Origin of the sequence: Sphingobacterium sp. G1-14 (assembly GCF_002196555.1) — a bacterium.
GTDB classification, from domain to species: domain Bacteria; phylum Bacteroidota; class Bacteroidia; order Sphingobacteriales; family Sphingobacteriaceae; genus Sphingobacterium; species Sphingobacterium siyangense.
On record NZ_CP021381.1, the window covers coordinates 3271202 to 3286554 of the forward strand.

Here is a 15353-nt window from a genome sequence, read left to right on the forward strand (position 1 = left end):
AATTTATATGAAGGTGCCTATATTTTTTCATAACCTCGTTCATTAACTATGATAAGCCTTCACAAGATGTAAGCAGCTATTAAAGAAATATGCAAGGTGCTGTCCATATCATGTTATCAATTGCCGAATATCGGAATATTATCAAAAAAACAAGATATACTTTCATAAGTATTTAACCCGGCTGATACTTATACTAATATTCTTCTCCAATAAAAACATAGATCGCAACCATTGAACTCGCTTATAGGTAATTTGCTTTTACTCCCCACAAACATACAAATTGGTCAAACAACGAAAACTTCATATTTAATAATCGCAGTATATGACTCAATATTTGCATCAATAAAGAGAATTTCGTGTTTTTTCATCAAAGTGTGTAACGAAATATCCCTACCGCATACCTATACTATGGAGCATCACGCTAAAACGTCATATGGTAAATAATCTAATCTTAACTTACATAAACTGGAATATAGATAGTGACATCTTTGTTATTCCAATCATTGAACACCCTATTCGCTGGTACGGACTATTTTGGTTATTGGGCATTGTATTATGCTATAAGATACTAGGTTCATTATTTAAGAAAGAAGGTCGGCCAACCGAGTTCTTAGATCAGCTAACCATTTATATCGTTTTAGGTACTGTTATTGGTGCTAGATTGGGGCACGTATTATTTTACGGCCCCAGTTATTACCTGGATCATCCCTTAAAAATAATGGCCATTTGGGAAGGTGGGCTGGCAAGCCATGGCGGAGGTATAGGTATCCTGATTGCGATCTATTTATTTGCAAAAAAACAGCAGCTTCCTTTTCTTTGGGTTGCAGATCGGGTTGCTTTGGTCGTCCCTATAGCAGGGGCTTGCATTCGCCTGGGCAACTTAATGAACTCTGAAATGATTGGCACAGCAAGTAGTTTACCTTGGGCCTTTGTGTTTACCCATATTGATTCGATACCCCGGCATCCGGCACAGCTTTATGAAGCATTATTTTGTCTCCTATTATTCGTATTGTTATATCGTTTGTGGAAAGAAAAAGAGCTTCGACGTAACAATGGAAACTATTTCGCCTTGCTGTTGGTTTTGCTGTTTTCGTTCAGATTTTTGGATGAGTTTTTGAAAATCAATCAAGAGCATTTTGAAGACTCCCTATTCATCAATATGGGACAGCTACTTAGCATACCATTTATTATTATTGGAGCTGGTCTATTTATTTTCAACCGTTTTCAAGGAAGAATACCCAAATTTAAGTAAGGGGATGCGCAGTACTTCCAAAAATCATCACCTATGACGTGGCCACCAGGAACAGAAATTTTATCATGATTTTTTTAATAAACCATGTTGAAAAGCATATTTTACTAATTCCGCAGTGTTCTTCACTCTTGTTTTATCGATCAAGCTCTGCCGATATCCTTCAACAGTTCGCTTACTCAAAAAGATTTTATCTGCAATTTCTAGATTTGTAAACCCGTCCGCGATCAATTCCAATACGTCTAGCTCACGTTCGCTTATTTCCAAATCTAGGATAGTATTCGAACCAGCATCCGTATAAACTTGACCCGAAGAAACTTGTTCAAGTAAGGCTAAGCTAATTTCTTCACTCATATACCGCCCGCCCTCAGCGACATGTTTTAATCCAAAAAGTAATTCATTATAACCTACATTTTTCAACAGGTAGCCTGAAAGACCATGCTCAAACCCTTCAACTACATAATGAATTTGACTAAGCATGGATAATATCACAACTTTGACCAGCGGATATTTTTGACTGATGATTTTTAAGAGCTCCATCCCGTCCATATGCTCCATACTTATATCAGTTAAGACAATATCGGGAGCTAGACCATTCGCCAATTTAGACAGGGCTTCCATACCATCAGAAGCCTCTCCTATCACTGTAAATTCTCCTTCGGATTCTAAAAGTAGTTTAATACCATTCCGTACCACCATGTGATCTTCAACCAATAGTATTTTAACCGTATTCATCTTCTTTAGCATTTAAATATAAACGTTCAATTCTATTTTCTTCCAACTATATACCACAATGATGGTGTATTGTATTTTCCGATTTGGAATAAAAAAGAAACAGACTGCATAAACAAAATAAAGATACGAATTTCTATTCACTGTACTATTGATCTCATGACTCCATATTAAACAGCCTCTAGGATGATTAACAGATCAAAAAGTAGGTATTCCTAGGGACCAATAATTGCTGCTCCATATCGACAAGGAGAAAACTCATGAGAAAAGGAACAATATTTGTACGCTATTAAATCTAGCTATACGTGATATCGCTTAATCAACGCTTAATTTTTGATATGTTATGATTTGTTCAGATAAAGATATTTTAGCCGTTCTCTCCTCTTCATTGGATGCTTGCGCAATTTATGATAGCGCAGATCTCCGTATTTCTTATGCAAGCACTAACATGTTAAAATTGTGGAATTGTGATCACAGCGCGATTGGGCAATATCTTGAGAATTGTCTTCAACAAGAGGAATTAACGCCTTATATCCCTCTCTTGAAAAACGTTTGGGGAAATGAAAATACACAGCTGATCGACAAGATAAAGATTAAACTCAAAAGCGAACAACAGTCTTCACTCCGATATACGCACACGTTTGAATATCATCCGCTCATCAATGAAAAGGGTGAAATTTATGGCATATTTAATCAAATTAGACTGCTACCTGAAAATGAAGACAACCATCCACTTACACAAGAAAAAAATACCATTGAACGAAAACTGCTACAAGATTTATTAACTCAAAAATATACAGTAGCAGGAAATCACTACAAAATTCCCACGAATAATTACACCTTATCACCTAAACATACCGAAGATCTCAATGAAAAACTCAAGGGGGCACTCAAGAAAATCATAGAGAGTGAAGAACATTACCATTTTGCATTACAGTCGGCCGAGATGGGAACATGGAACTTAAATTGCAAAAATTACCTCGTCAATTGGGATGAACGGACTCGAGAACTCTTTGGTTTTGCGAAAGGTGAATATGTTCCATACAATGAGGTCCTCAAATATATTCATCCAGAAGATAGGAATAGAATCGATCAAGAAGTCAAAAAATCACTGACTTTTCAAAACAAAGGTGTATATGACGTAAAATTTAGAACCATTGAAGCAGAAGATCTTCAATTACGGTGGTTGCACTGTAAAGGAAGAGTATACTTTGACCAAGACCAACAGCCCGAATGGTTTGCTGGCACCGCTATAGATATTACCACCCCGCATCAAGAGCATGAAAAACTTGAAGCAATTAATCAACTTATCGCCAAAAGAGATCAACAGTTCAGAATGATTGTTGAAGCCGCCGGTATTGGTATCTTTTCTATTGACATGGAAACCAAGAAAATGGAACTCAATGATCGCTGCCGTGAATTATTTGGCTTCCACCAGCATGACAACATAAAAGAAGCTGACTTTTTCGCCCAAATTCTACCTCAGTATAGAAATATCATTCAGCATGTTTTTCAGGAAGTAACACGCAAGCAATCGCTTTTCGATTGTCAATGTGAGATAAAAGATAAAAAAACGGGTAAGATAAAATGGTTAAGGTCAATAGGCGGAAGTCAATTGGAATCGGATACAACAAGACACATGATCTATGGCGCCATAATAGACAACACCAATGACAAGGAAGAAGAAAGGAAAAAGCTCGATTTTATTAGTATCGCAAGTCATGAACTCAAAACACCTTTGACCTCACTCATTGCCTATATCCAATTACTACAAGCCAAAGAAGGTACATTGAGCAGCGAAAAGCGCATGCAATATCTCCACCAATCGAATGAGCAAGCAACGCGTATGCGTGGCTTAATCGACGGCTTTCTAAATGTTACTCAACTAAATGAGGGTAAGTTAGTACTTCGCAAAAAGACATTTAACGTTTGTTCTTTACTCGATTATATTCAAAATATCTATTCTTTAAAATCTGTCAAGCACTTCATTCATTATTCAGGAGCAATAGATTCGAATTTGGAGATTATCGCCGATCGTGATAAAATCGAACAAGTGTTAATCAACTTCATGGATAATGCCATTAAATATTCGCCCAGTAATTCAACAATTACCATGCATGTGGCTATACATTCAGGTTATTTTGAAGTCGAGATCAAAGACCAAGGAAAAGGCATCAATCATAAGGATCAAAAACAAATATTCAATAAATTCTATCGTGTAAATGACGATGCGGACCGTTATGCATCGGGATTTGGCATAGGACTGTTTATTTGCAAAGAAATTATTCAAAAACATCAAGGAGAAATTGGGGTCGACAGCCAGATCGGCCAAGGGTCAACCTTTTGGTTTAAAATTCCGGTCGGTGCATAACGCTAGGGATTTTTAACAAAAATTTCCAATAGCAAAAAAAAGCAACAGCTGTAATCAAATCACAACTGTTGCTGAAACGCTTATTCTATAACCTATTTCTTTTTCAAATCGGCTCCGGCAATATCTTCCCATCGATAATAATGGAATGTTTTATCATCACTCATAACAACAAACAAGCCATGTTTGAAGGTTTCATTTAAATTAGAAGAGGTAGTTTCTGAACCATCACTTTGTGTTGCCATAACCGGTACACTCTTCAGATATTTATGTTCGAAAGGATTGCTTTTGGTTCCTTCCCGACTAAAAACCTGAAAACGATTTGCACCCTGGTCCGACACCAAGATATATCCAGTACTGTCGGTCACTTTATAAATCGAAATACCTTCATGATCTTCTTTAAAACCTGTTGTAGCAAATAATGCCAACTGTTGGTTTCCCTTTGCTGGATCCGCATAGTATTGTTTTACGCCAATTTGTTCGTCCGAATAGTAAATATACCCAAGCTCATTGTCCACCGCTATTGCCTCAATCTCTTTCTTTCCACTAAATGAACCAAATTTGCGAAGCAGTGTAGCTTTTACTGAACCAGAGCCATTATCCTCCAATAAATATTGTCCCAAATAGCCTTCTTTTGGTCCATTTTTTCGCCCAACAATAGCATAGATCTCTCCTTTTGGAGAAGTATATAGAGCAATCCCCATTAGATCTCTGAATTCAGGTTCAGTTTCACCAACAAACATATCTAATCCCCCTTGATCGATCGGCTTCATGTCAGGTAGTGAAAAAATACGCAATTTATGGGTCATACGCTCTGTTGTGACAGCGATATCAACAGGTTTCCCCCCCAATACCAAACCGTATGCTACATCAACGTTGTTTGGTCGTTTTAAATTGGAAACCACTTTTTCTTTGACCGTTTTACCCTGTAAATCGTACACGAATAAAGCTCCATCGGCATCTTTATCCGTTGCTATAATCAGACTCTTGCTCGGATCGTTCTTATTGATCCAAATTGCAGGATCATCCGAATCATAGCGTACAGCATCGGTCACAATAACAGGTTTAACTGAGTTTACCGTATTTGTTTGCGCATTTTTGCATGCTATTTGAAGCAGGGTTGATGCTCCCAAAGTTAGTGTTAGTATTGTTTTTAAATTTGTCATTATATGAAGTAAATTAGAATTTGGAACCAAATGCCCCAACATAAGCTGCAGGCTGAGGAGAATTATATGTTAGGCCGTTTGACATCACAAGGCCACTCGTAAAATGGGGTTTAAAAGCCAAAGTACCGGCCTTTAATGCAGGTGAATTCCCTTGAAGATGAAAATCCCAGGTTGAATCAAATACGTAATTGTCAACCGATGTTTCTAAAGGATAAGAAACAAATTTAGGATTATTCTCCCCTGCCACTTTACCTCTAACATCGTTAATACCGCCTACAATATCATTTTTACCGACCTGAAACTGATCTACAGTCAATTGACCGTAACCATAATACCAATTATTACCTGACACAGAACGGCTATCTTCTGGTTTTTTAGGATCACGCTTGACTCCAAAACGTGTATTGGCAAAAAGATTATTATAAATTTCTGCTCTGACAGAGGCCTCTAACCATATGGAACCTCCTTTGGCTGTAGGTCTGCGCCACCCTGTATTGAGCATGGTATTATTATAAACAATAATATAAGCCTGAGGTGTACGGTCTCCCGAATTGGATAGTTTTAATGCATTGGTATTTACACTATACACGAGGTTATAAGCGACATCTGCAAGACATCCGGATTTGAAATTCATCGCTTCTCCACCTGTCACTCCATTAGAAAAGAAACGATTGTTAGCGAAAATGATTTTTCCTCCTTCAATATACGTACAGTCTTCGTGAAAATGACTTACAGTGCTATTTTGAACAACTAGCTTTCCGTTTGGATTTGAGAACCACAAAGCTGGCAAAGCTTCACCAGACACTTTTTTATACAAGCCCATTTTTACAGAAGTCGACGCATCCGATGTAATTGCACCACCATATTCAATGACGGTATTGTCCAAAACAAGTTCCTGGCAGCTTGGAGCGGCTAAAATTCCTCCCCATAACTTGCCAAATTCATTCGTCTTCGTCTTATACCCATCTTCAACTGTAAACTTTACAGGATTTTCAGCTGTACCTAGTGCATACAAATTACCCAAAACAACAATTTCAGGCTTATTGACAGAATCCATCAATACGGTTACACCTTCCTCAATCGTCAGGCTCTTGCCTTCGGGAATAATAATATCTCCCTTGATATGCTGCACACTCCCTTTGCTCCACACACCGGATACCTCACCTATAGCACTTCCATCAGCATCAGAAGTATCAACATCAATATTTGCTTTTTCACAGGCACTTAGCACCACAATAAAAAACGCTAGAAACGATAAAATACATTTATTTTTCATCTGTATATATTTAATTTTTAATGATGAAGCAGATTTCACTTATCCAAAATATTGGCTTTCCAAAAAAGTGAAAGCTTCACCGAAACAAACTGTTCTTATTTAACGTCGCACATGTTCAGATTAAAACATGCCCTGTTTTACGCGGGTCTATTATTTACTAAACGAATAACGTAAACCAAGGATATAGTTCTGCCCATACAAATCCCTTCTAATCAATGTATTTCCGCCTTCAATAAGCTTTTCGGCGATCTTCTCATTTTCGGGATTTGTTCCTTTCACATACAATTCCATTGGTGTATTCAAGATGTTGTTAGCTTTGGCAAAAATGGCCCAGCCAGCTCTAAACTTCTTCTCAATAGAAGCATCTAACTGAACAAATCCTTTTTGCCATAAATCATCGTTCAAAAATTGCGACACTGTATTGATTCGTGAGCCGGTATAAGATCCAGCTAACTGTCCTTCCCAGCCATTATTAGCATCTTTGTAAAGTAGCGATAGATTGGCCACATGTGCAGCTTGCCCATATAGCGGCCTCGTTTGATCCACGATAATCGCTTCAGGGTCCTGTGTGGTTTCATTGATTCGACGTGACATCTTGGCGGTCGTTATACGTGAATGTGTATAGGTATAATTGGCCTTAACACCAAATTTTTGGATATACTTGATATAATCAACCTCGAGACCAAAGTTGTTGGCGTTACCAAAATTACCGGGGGTGTAGTATACATCCTGATTACGAACCTCATCCGGTTGAAAGGTATATTCAATTGGGTTTTTGATTTTCTTGTAAAACATACCCACAAGAAATTGAGAGGAAGCTTCAGGGAATAATTCATACCTTAAATCGAAGTTATCTGCTAAGGCATGTTTTAAATCTGGGTTTCCTTTTTCTAAAAACTCTTCATTAACCACACTTGAGGGTACAATTTCATAAAATCCAGGTCGGTTTAACGCACGATAATAGGCCGCATGAAGCTGTTGTTTTTCGTCCAAATGATATTTCATGGTCAAACTTGGCAGCCACTCTGTATAAATTTGAGATCCTTCTGGTCTTTTTTCTCCTGCAGGAAACAATAATTTATAATTCTGATTGGTATGCTCCATCCGGATACCACCGATCATCTGCCATTTGTCATTCTCATAATTGAACATGCCGTACAATGCTGTTGTCTTCTCACCGGCGTCGTAAGTTAATGGATTTGCGACCGCTCCAGTAGGATTGGTAACAGTCAAATTGAGATCGGTATAGCGCTGAAAATCCACGCCGTATTTATACTTTGCCTCTTCTGCCGAAGCTGGTGATAAGTTGTAGTTATTGTAAAAACTACTACGCTGTTTATCACGATACAAACCTCCGGTCGATAGCTCCAGCTTACTGTTTTCCATTGGAACTTTATAAGCTACATCCCAATAGCCTGCATGATCATTATCGGTATTCCGCTCCCAACGATAGGTTACAGGAGATTTATTCACGAGAGAAGTCCTTTTACGTTCAAAATTTTCTTCTACTCCATCCAAACTGATCATCGTATTTTGCGGTAATTGATTGCGCGCTGAAGAAAGCACACCTGACCAACGGACATTCAGACGATTATCTAAAAAATGATGATCCCCCTGTAGTGTACCATTGTAGATCTGTTGCTGTGTTTTTCGGCTTCTTGTCACATAGGTCAGTTCGGCTTTACCAATACTGGGATCATACTGGCCATTATATATCGTATTTACAGCATCACGCAATTGCATGTTATTTAAATTCACATACATTTGATAAAAGCTAATCCGATGATTTGGATTAAATCGATAGTCGATCTTGTTATGCAAACCTAAGCGTTGTTGCTGTTCATCATATTGACGATCACTCTGCTCAGTAATTACCGCATTGGGATTTACGCCAACGACAGCCGATTTGTAGAAAATAGAACGACTACCTCGATGTAAATTTTGATAACTCGCACCCAAAATAACCCCCAATTTATCATCCAAATACCGATTGCCTATTGTCAAATTGCCTACAAGGTCTGGAAGGGGCTTTTTATAGGTATAATCTAATGCCCCCTTATTAAAATCAGCAGCGGTTGCATTGTAATTCTTCCCATGCTGTTCGTAGGGAGATTTAGCCGAGGTTCCGCCTGTTGAAAAGCTTCCAAAATCACGATTAAAATAACGTTGGCTGTAGCCTGTTGCCAAATTTGCTTGAAGCAATAATTTAGTCGGCGCCGATTTCATAACCATATTGACAACTCCACCCACCGCGTCGGCTTCCATATTTGGTGTTAGCGACTTATAGACTTCTAAGCGTTCCAACATATCTGAAGGAAATAAATCCAAAGGCACATAACGGTATTTATTATCCGGACTTGGAACCTTTACACCATTCACTAAAGTGGTATTGTAACGTTTATCCATCCCCCTCAGAATAGCATATTGTCCCTCGCCATTCGAATTTCTTTCTATAGATACACCCGAAACACGCTGCACAACATTTGCAACGGTGATATCCGGAGAAATCTCTATTGCACGCGCCGAAACAACATTCATAATTTGTGACGCATTCTTTTCCAAACGCCTTGCACTAGGATCATCATCCCCCCCATTCCGACGTCCTTTTATGGTTACTTCCATTAATGTCTGTTCCGTAGACGTCAGCTGAAAAATAAAATGAGGTGTATTTTCTTTTTGAATTTCGATTTCTTTAATTAATTCGGCATAGGCCATATGCTTGATATGAACCCTATCCACACCTGCAGATAATCCTTTGAATTCAAACGAACCATCCAATTGTGTTTTGGTCGATAGCCCACGCTGTTCCAAGAATACTGTTGCACCAGCAATAGCTTCACCAGTTTGACCATCCAATACCTTACCTTTGATTTTGGTCGCATAAGCAGCGCTGACCGAAATACTGGAGGCAAGTAATACCGTTAAAAAGTTTTTCATTTTGCTTAGATTATTATGAATCTTTGATTGTTGTCGCAAAGATGGCAGCCAATTTTAATCACACAAAATATCTAGCGTTACAACAAGGAAACAAGGTAAAAAGAGCACTATACAGCAAGGAAACAGAAAGATTTAAAACGCTAATAAACAGTAGTTTAAAAACAAATTACACACCATTAACATTCTATTACTCCTGTGTTAAAAAATTATGAAATACCAACGAGATAACCCGCTAGATCCTCTCCTTGTTCCAATCTTAATTTTTTTCGCAATCGATGTCTGGCAACACGAAGGCTATCTTGTGATATGCCCAATAGGACGGCAATCTCGATATTATTCAAATTTATTTTAAGCAATGCTATTAATCGCATATCTGCGGCCGTCAAATCTGGAAATCGCTGAATAAGTTTTTCAAAAAAGCTGTGATGCACCTTTTCGAAAGTTCCCATAAATTCTTTCCAATGGATGCCCTGTGTGATATTTTCATTGATCTGCAACACCAACTTCTGCATTTGTCGTTTTTGATCCCTGCGTTCGTCCTTAACCATTCCTTTTAATTCATCACGAAGTTCTTCCAAAAATTGATTGTTACGGATTAGATTTAAGGTATGGGATGTCAATTCCTTTTGCTTGAGCGACAGTTCTTGCTTGAGCTGTTTATCTTCAAGTAACTGGTTTTTAAGGGCTACTTCAGTCAACTCACGTTCGGCCTCCTGTTTTCGCGATTCGGCGATCTGATTTTTGATCTTAATTTTCTGGCGACTATACAATACATAGGATAATACAATTAACAAAATTAAAACCACAATTGTACCCCACAGCATGATTAAGTTGATTCTTTTTGTCACCTGTAATTTTTCAATCTCCTCAGCTTTTTGGTTCATATCGTAGAGCGCCTGAAAAAAAGCTGTATGTCGAGCAACATCTACGCTATACAGTTCAAGCACCAACTTACGGCTCTTTTCGGCATAAAAATATGCGCTATCCATTTGGCCACGCAAGGCGTATGTTCTACTCAAATCTTTTGTCGTAGCAGCCATTTGATACACATCACCCAAATTTTCCGCCATCTGATAAGCCAATTGTGTCAATTTGATACTTTCCGGATATTTATTGGTCTTTCTAAAGATATCGCCCATATTATTGATGACCACAATTTTTCCATAATTGTCTTTTGTTTCCGTATAGAGCTTACTTGCTTTTTCAAAATGAAGAAAAGCGCTGTCATACCTTGCAAGATCTTCATAAATACTGCCCAAATTTTCATGGATCTTGGCTTCTCCATTTTTATTACCCACACTGCTATAAATGGACAAAGCAAGATGCTGGTAGACAAAGGCGGAGTCGTAGTTCGCTTCCTTTTCAAATAAATGACCTATATTCCCTAATGTACCTGCCTCTCCATTTTTATCCCCCTCTGTTCGGAAAGAATGTAGCGCCTTGTTAAAATAAACTTTCGCTACATCATGTTGTTTGTTGAAAATATTGAGCTCCCCGATATCACTCCAATTCGAAACAAGATGCTGTTTTGAATTTAATTGCGTATAGATTCGATCGGCTTGAAAATAGTAGTCCTGCGCCTGTCCATAATGTCCCTGATTGACACATAACCATCCAATCGCCTGTAAACAATTGGCTTGTAATAATAAGTCTTTATCCGTAACAGCTTTTGCATAACGTTTTTTGACGAGCATAATTGCAGAATCAGGATGGTTTTGACTTAATCCTCTAATATCCTTAAAGGATTCAACCTGCGCAGTACCCGGGTGACACAAAAAAAGCTGTATAAAAAAAAGTAGAAACAAAATAATTTTATCAGAAATCCTCATATTTAACGTAAATAATCGAATTGCAAATGTACATGAAACATGTTAACACAATAAGACCGTTGCAAAAGTGTTTGGTTTTTATTTTATTGATATTCAAGTTTTTAATTTGTTTCTTGTTGATTTTCGTTATATTTAAGGTATGGAAAAGACAGAAAAAGTTAGCTTTGTTGATTACATGGTTCAAAGACGGAAAATCAAGCAGGAATTCTTCGATCAGATCAATACATTGGTAAATTGGCATCCGATTTCAAATATTATCAACAAGCATTACCACAAAGGGGAAAGCAAAATGGGACGCCCTAGTTATTCTGGTCTTGTCCTCTTCAAAATGACACTTCTACAGACCTGGTATGGTCTGAGTGACTACGAAGTAGAAGACCGTATAAACGACAGTATCTCCTTTAGTCGCTTTGTTGGCATCAGTTTGGACGATTCGGTTCCCGATCACAGTGTTATTAGCCGTTTTCGCAGCTCGCTGACAGAAAAGGGTGTTTATGAGAATCTATTCAAGGAGCTGAACAAGCAGTTGAATAAACATAAAATATTGGTAAAACGTGGAGCTATCGTTGATGCCAGTATTGTTGATTCTCCGCTAAAACCAAAAGGCAAAGTTATTTACGAGATCGAAAGTGACCGTAGTGAACATCCTCGCGAAGATTCTGAGCTGGATAAAGAGAATAGTGAACAGTTATTGATCCAACAAGAGAGCCCGGGTGTTGACCATGAAGCTCGTTGGATAAAGAAGGCTGGGAAAACACGTTATGGCTATAAAAAGCATTATGTCACCGATACAGAAGGCCTGGTTCTGGGCGTGGTAACCACTCCAGCAAATGTAAATGAAATTGCCAATCTTCAACAGGTAATATCTTCGGCTGACCTTCCAAAGGGCATCCATATCTATGCTGACAAGGGATATCGTTCCTCTAAAAATGAGGAATTGATCAAATCAGGAAAGCTAAAAAGCAGGATCTTGCATAAGGCAAAGAAAGGAACAGCGTTAACCGAAAGAGAGAAGTTAAGAAACAAACTGATCGGCAAGATCAGGTTCAAAGTTGAACGGACCTTCGGGAGCATCCGGCGATGGTTCAACTCAAGCTGTGCAAGGTATAAGGGGATCGCCAAAATGCATACACAAAATCTAATGGAAGCCATGGCGTACAATCTTTACAGATCACCTGGGATACTTGTGTCCAATGCAATAAAAAACACAAATTAAGCAGTTGAAAAGGCCTCAAAAAGAGGATTTTTCAAGAAAACGCAACTAGATTTCCGAATCCAAATCGGAAAAAACTGCAAAAAAAAGCAAAAATAACCGATCAGAAAATATCAACATTATTTTGCAACGGTCTTACAATATTAAATCACATAAAGCAATACGAGTTTTAACATAAGGAAGGCTGACTTATTTTTATCCGCCAAGCTCAACGATATACTATTAAAAAAGCCCTTTTATTGACGATACACATCAATAAAAGGGCTTGAAAATAGACAATCCCAAAACCGGTTAATTACCCGATTTCAATTCAATGAGCGGAGTGATCCGTTCTAATATATCAAATGCCACCTCTGCCATTTTATTACCTTTATTGTCCAATAACGGATTAACTTCAACAATTTCAAAACAAATCACCTTTCCAGATCGGATGATCTCTTCTAAAATCAACACAATCTCCCTTGGCAAAAAACCCTTAGGTACTGGTGTTCCCGTGCCATCCGATATCAATTCACTATCCATGCTATCCACATCAAAAGAGATATAAATCATATCACATGCTTCTAGGATTTTCAATGCTTCAGCCACACAATCGGTTATTCCGCGCTGTCTCGTATCTTCCACACGATAGTTCTTAATGCCAAGTCGTTCAATGACCAGATCTTCCGGTTCTTCCGTATCCCTTACACCAAAATAAATCAAATGATTGGATAGTATTTTACCTACTGGGCCAGCTATTCGTTTTAGTTTATTCCAAAATTCTTGTGTCGATTCGTCTATTTCATTGATTTTACATGGGATATTATCCTCATTCAACATCGCCGCTAAAGGCATTCCATGCATATTACCAGAAGGTGTTGTGTGCGGAGAATGAATATCGGCATGCGCATCTACCCAGATTACACCGAGTTGTTTATCGGGATAAGCGGACTTTATACCACTGATCGTCCCCATTGCGGAGGAATGATCCCCTGAAAACACCAATGGAAAATTGCCGGAAGATAAGCTATCTTCAACGGTGGAAGCTACTTGTTTGCATTGTTCATAAATCTGCTGAATATGTTTCGCAAAAGGATGATTATCATTCTGATAAATGGAGCTATTTCGAGTCGGCACATCAACAAATGGATAGTTAATGAAATATTGACTTCCTTTATTAATTGCAGCTATCTCGATGGCGTCGATGCCCAGATCTGAACCCCTAGTCCCTGCTCCTATATCCGATCTGTTTTTGATCAATTCAATCATTTTCTCCATACACTATTTCAAATTAGTCAACGATCGCTCAATAATCCCTAAGCAAGTCTCGACTTGCTCTTTTGTAATAACCAGCGGCGGAGCCAATCGAATTTTGTTACCATGTGTAGGCTTCGCTAAAAGTCCATTTTCTTTAAATTTGAGACAGATATTCCAGGCCAAATCACTTTCTTCATCCGCATCAATTACAATGGCAGTCAAGAGCCCCTTTCCTCGCACTTCTGTAATTAACGTGCACTTAGCGGCAATCTGACGCAATCCATCCAAAAACAATGCCCCCATCTGAAACGCCCGTTGAGTCAAATTTTCATCCCGCACAACATTTAGCGCTTCCATAGCTACTGCACAGGCTAAGGGATTCCCACCATAGGTAGAACCATGTTCGCCCGGTTTAATACACAACATAATGGAGTCATTTGCCAACACTGCCGATACCGGCAATACACCGCCCGATAAAGCTTTCCCTAAAATCAGAACATCTGGTTTGCTTTGACTTTGCGTATCATCAATATCATAGGATGCCAACATACTTCCCGTCCGAGCAATACCGGTTTGGATTTCGTCTGCAATAAACAATACATTGTATCTTGTACATAATTGTCTCACGCGCATCAGATAATCCTCATCAGGAACGACAATACCCGCTTCGCCCTGAATTGGCTCAACGATAAAACCGGCGATATTTTTATCTGCTTTGAATAACTGTTCTAGCGCATCAACATCGTTATAGGGAACGAGTACTATGCCATCTAAAAAGGGGCCAAATTCATATGTTGCAGTACGATCATTGGATGCCGATATAACAGAGATTGTCCTACCATGGAAATTGTCTTTGGCAAAGACAATTTTCGCTTGATTGGCTGCTACACCTTTCACCTGATAGGCCCATTTACGGCAAAGCTTCATTGCAGTTTCTACCGCTTCAACTCCCGAATTCATCACCAAAGCCTTATCAAATCCAAATAACTGACAAAGCATTTCTTCAAAATCGCCCAATTTATTATTATAAAATGCTCTCGATGTAAGTGTCAATTTCGCAGCTTGCTCTTTTAAAGCATTTATAATTCGCGGATGGCAGTGTCCCTGATTGACAGCAGAATATGCAGATAAGAAATCAAAATAAGATTTTCCATCAACATCCCACACCATGACTCCTTCAGCTCGTTCCAATACGACTGGAAGAGGATGGTAATTGTGCGCTCCATATTTTTCTTCTTTGGCAATGAACATCTCGCCCTTACCCTGTTTAGCTACTGTACTCATAATTCAGATTTTTTCTAATAATAACAAATATACAATATTTACTTTTTTATTGAATTAAAAATA

Annotated in this window: 10 protein-coding genes; 3 read left to right on the top strand and 7 right to left on the bottom strand. The window is 38.4% G+C overall.

Annotated features, from left to right (window positions below; genetic code table 11):
- The first annotated feature begins 433 nt into the window (after nt 1-433).
- Nucleotides 434-1252 (top strand): prolipoprotein diacylglyceryl transferase, encoded by an 819-nt coding sequence (gene lgt / locus CBM24_RS13805; RefSeq protein WP_088161667.1) that lies wholly within the window; start codon nt 434-436, stop codon nt 1250-1252.
- 63 nt (nt 1253-1315) lie between these two features.
- Here lgt and CBM24_RS13810 read toward each other — a convergent pair whose 3' ends face one another.
- The gene (locus CBM24_RS13810; RefSeq protein ID WP_088161668.1) at nt 1316-1984 is read right to left on the bottom strand and encodes a response regulator; all 669 of its coding nucleotides are present in this window, start codon (nt 1982-1984) and stop codon (nt 1316-1318) included.
- A gap of 340 nt (nt 1985-2324) precedes the next feature.
- Between CBM24_RS13810 and CBM24_RS13815 the strand changes: the two genes are divergently transcribed.
- A complete protein-coding gene (locus CBM24_RS13815; RefSeq protein WP_088161669.1) occupies nt 2325-4352 on the top strand; it encodes an ATP-binding protein in 2028 nt (675 codons plus the stop codon).
- 92 nt (nt 4353-4444) lie between these two features.
- Here the strand turns inward: CBM24_RS13815 and CBM24_RS13820 are convergent, their stop codons facing one another.
- The 4 genes from CBM24_RS13820 to CBM24_RS13835 all read right to left on the bottom strand — a co-directional run bounded on the left by CBM24_RS13820 (nt 4445) and on the right by CBM24_RS13835 (nt 11557).
- Nucleotides 4445-5515 (bottom strand): phytase, encoded by a 1071-nt coding sequence (locus CBM24_RS13820; protein WP_088161670.1) that lies wholly within the window; start codon nt 5513-5515, stop codon nt 4445-4447.
- A gap of 13 nt (nt 5516-5528) precedes the next feature.
- Nucleotides 5529-6791: a right-handed parallel beta-helix repeat-containing protein gene (locus tag CBM24_RS13825; RefSeq protein ID WP_088161671.1), complete on the bottom strand. Its 1263-nt coding sequence runs from the start codon at nt 6789-6791 to the stop codon at nt 5529-5531.
- A gap of 150 nt (nt 6792-6941) precedes the next feature.
- Entirely contained in the window at nt 6942-9728 is a 2787-nt protein-coding gene (locus CBM24_RS13830; RefSeq protein WP_088161672.1) for a TonB-dependent receptor, read from the bottom strand.
- Between the two features lie 206 nt (nt 9729-9934).
- Entirely contained in the window at nt 9935-11557 is a 1623-nt protein-coding gene (locus CBM24_RS13835; RefSeq protein ID WP_088161673.1) for a tetratricopeptide repeat protein, read from the bottom strand.
- A gap of 193 nt (nt 11558-11750) precedes the next feature.
- Here CBM24_RS13835 and CBM24_RS13840 point away from each other — a divergent pair, with 193 nt between their 5' ends.
- Nucleotides 11751-12773: an IS5 family transposase gene (locus tag CBM24_RS13840; RefSeq protein ID WP_157698597.1), complete on the top strand. Its 1023-nt coding sequence runs from the start codon at nt 11751-11753 to the stop codon at nt 12771-12773.
- 288 nt (nt 12774-13061) lie between these two features.
- Here the strand turns inward: CBM24_RS13840 and CBM24_RS13845 are convergent, their stop codons facing one another.
- Nucleotides 13062-14027, bottom strand: a complete 966-nt coding sequence (locus CBM24_RS13845) for an arginase (protein WP_088161674.1) — start codon at nt 14025-14027, stop codon at nt 13062-13064.
- Between the two features lie 3 nt (nt 14028-14030).
- Entirely contained in the window at nt 14031-15290 is a 1260-nt protein-coding gene (gene rocD, locus CBM24_RS13850) for an ornithine--oxo-acid transaminase (protein WP_088161675.1), read from the bottom strand.
- Nucleotides 15291-15353 lie beyond the last annotated feature (63 nt).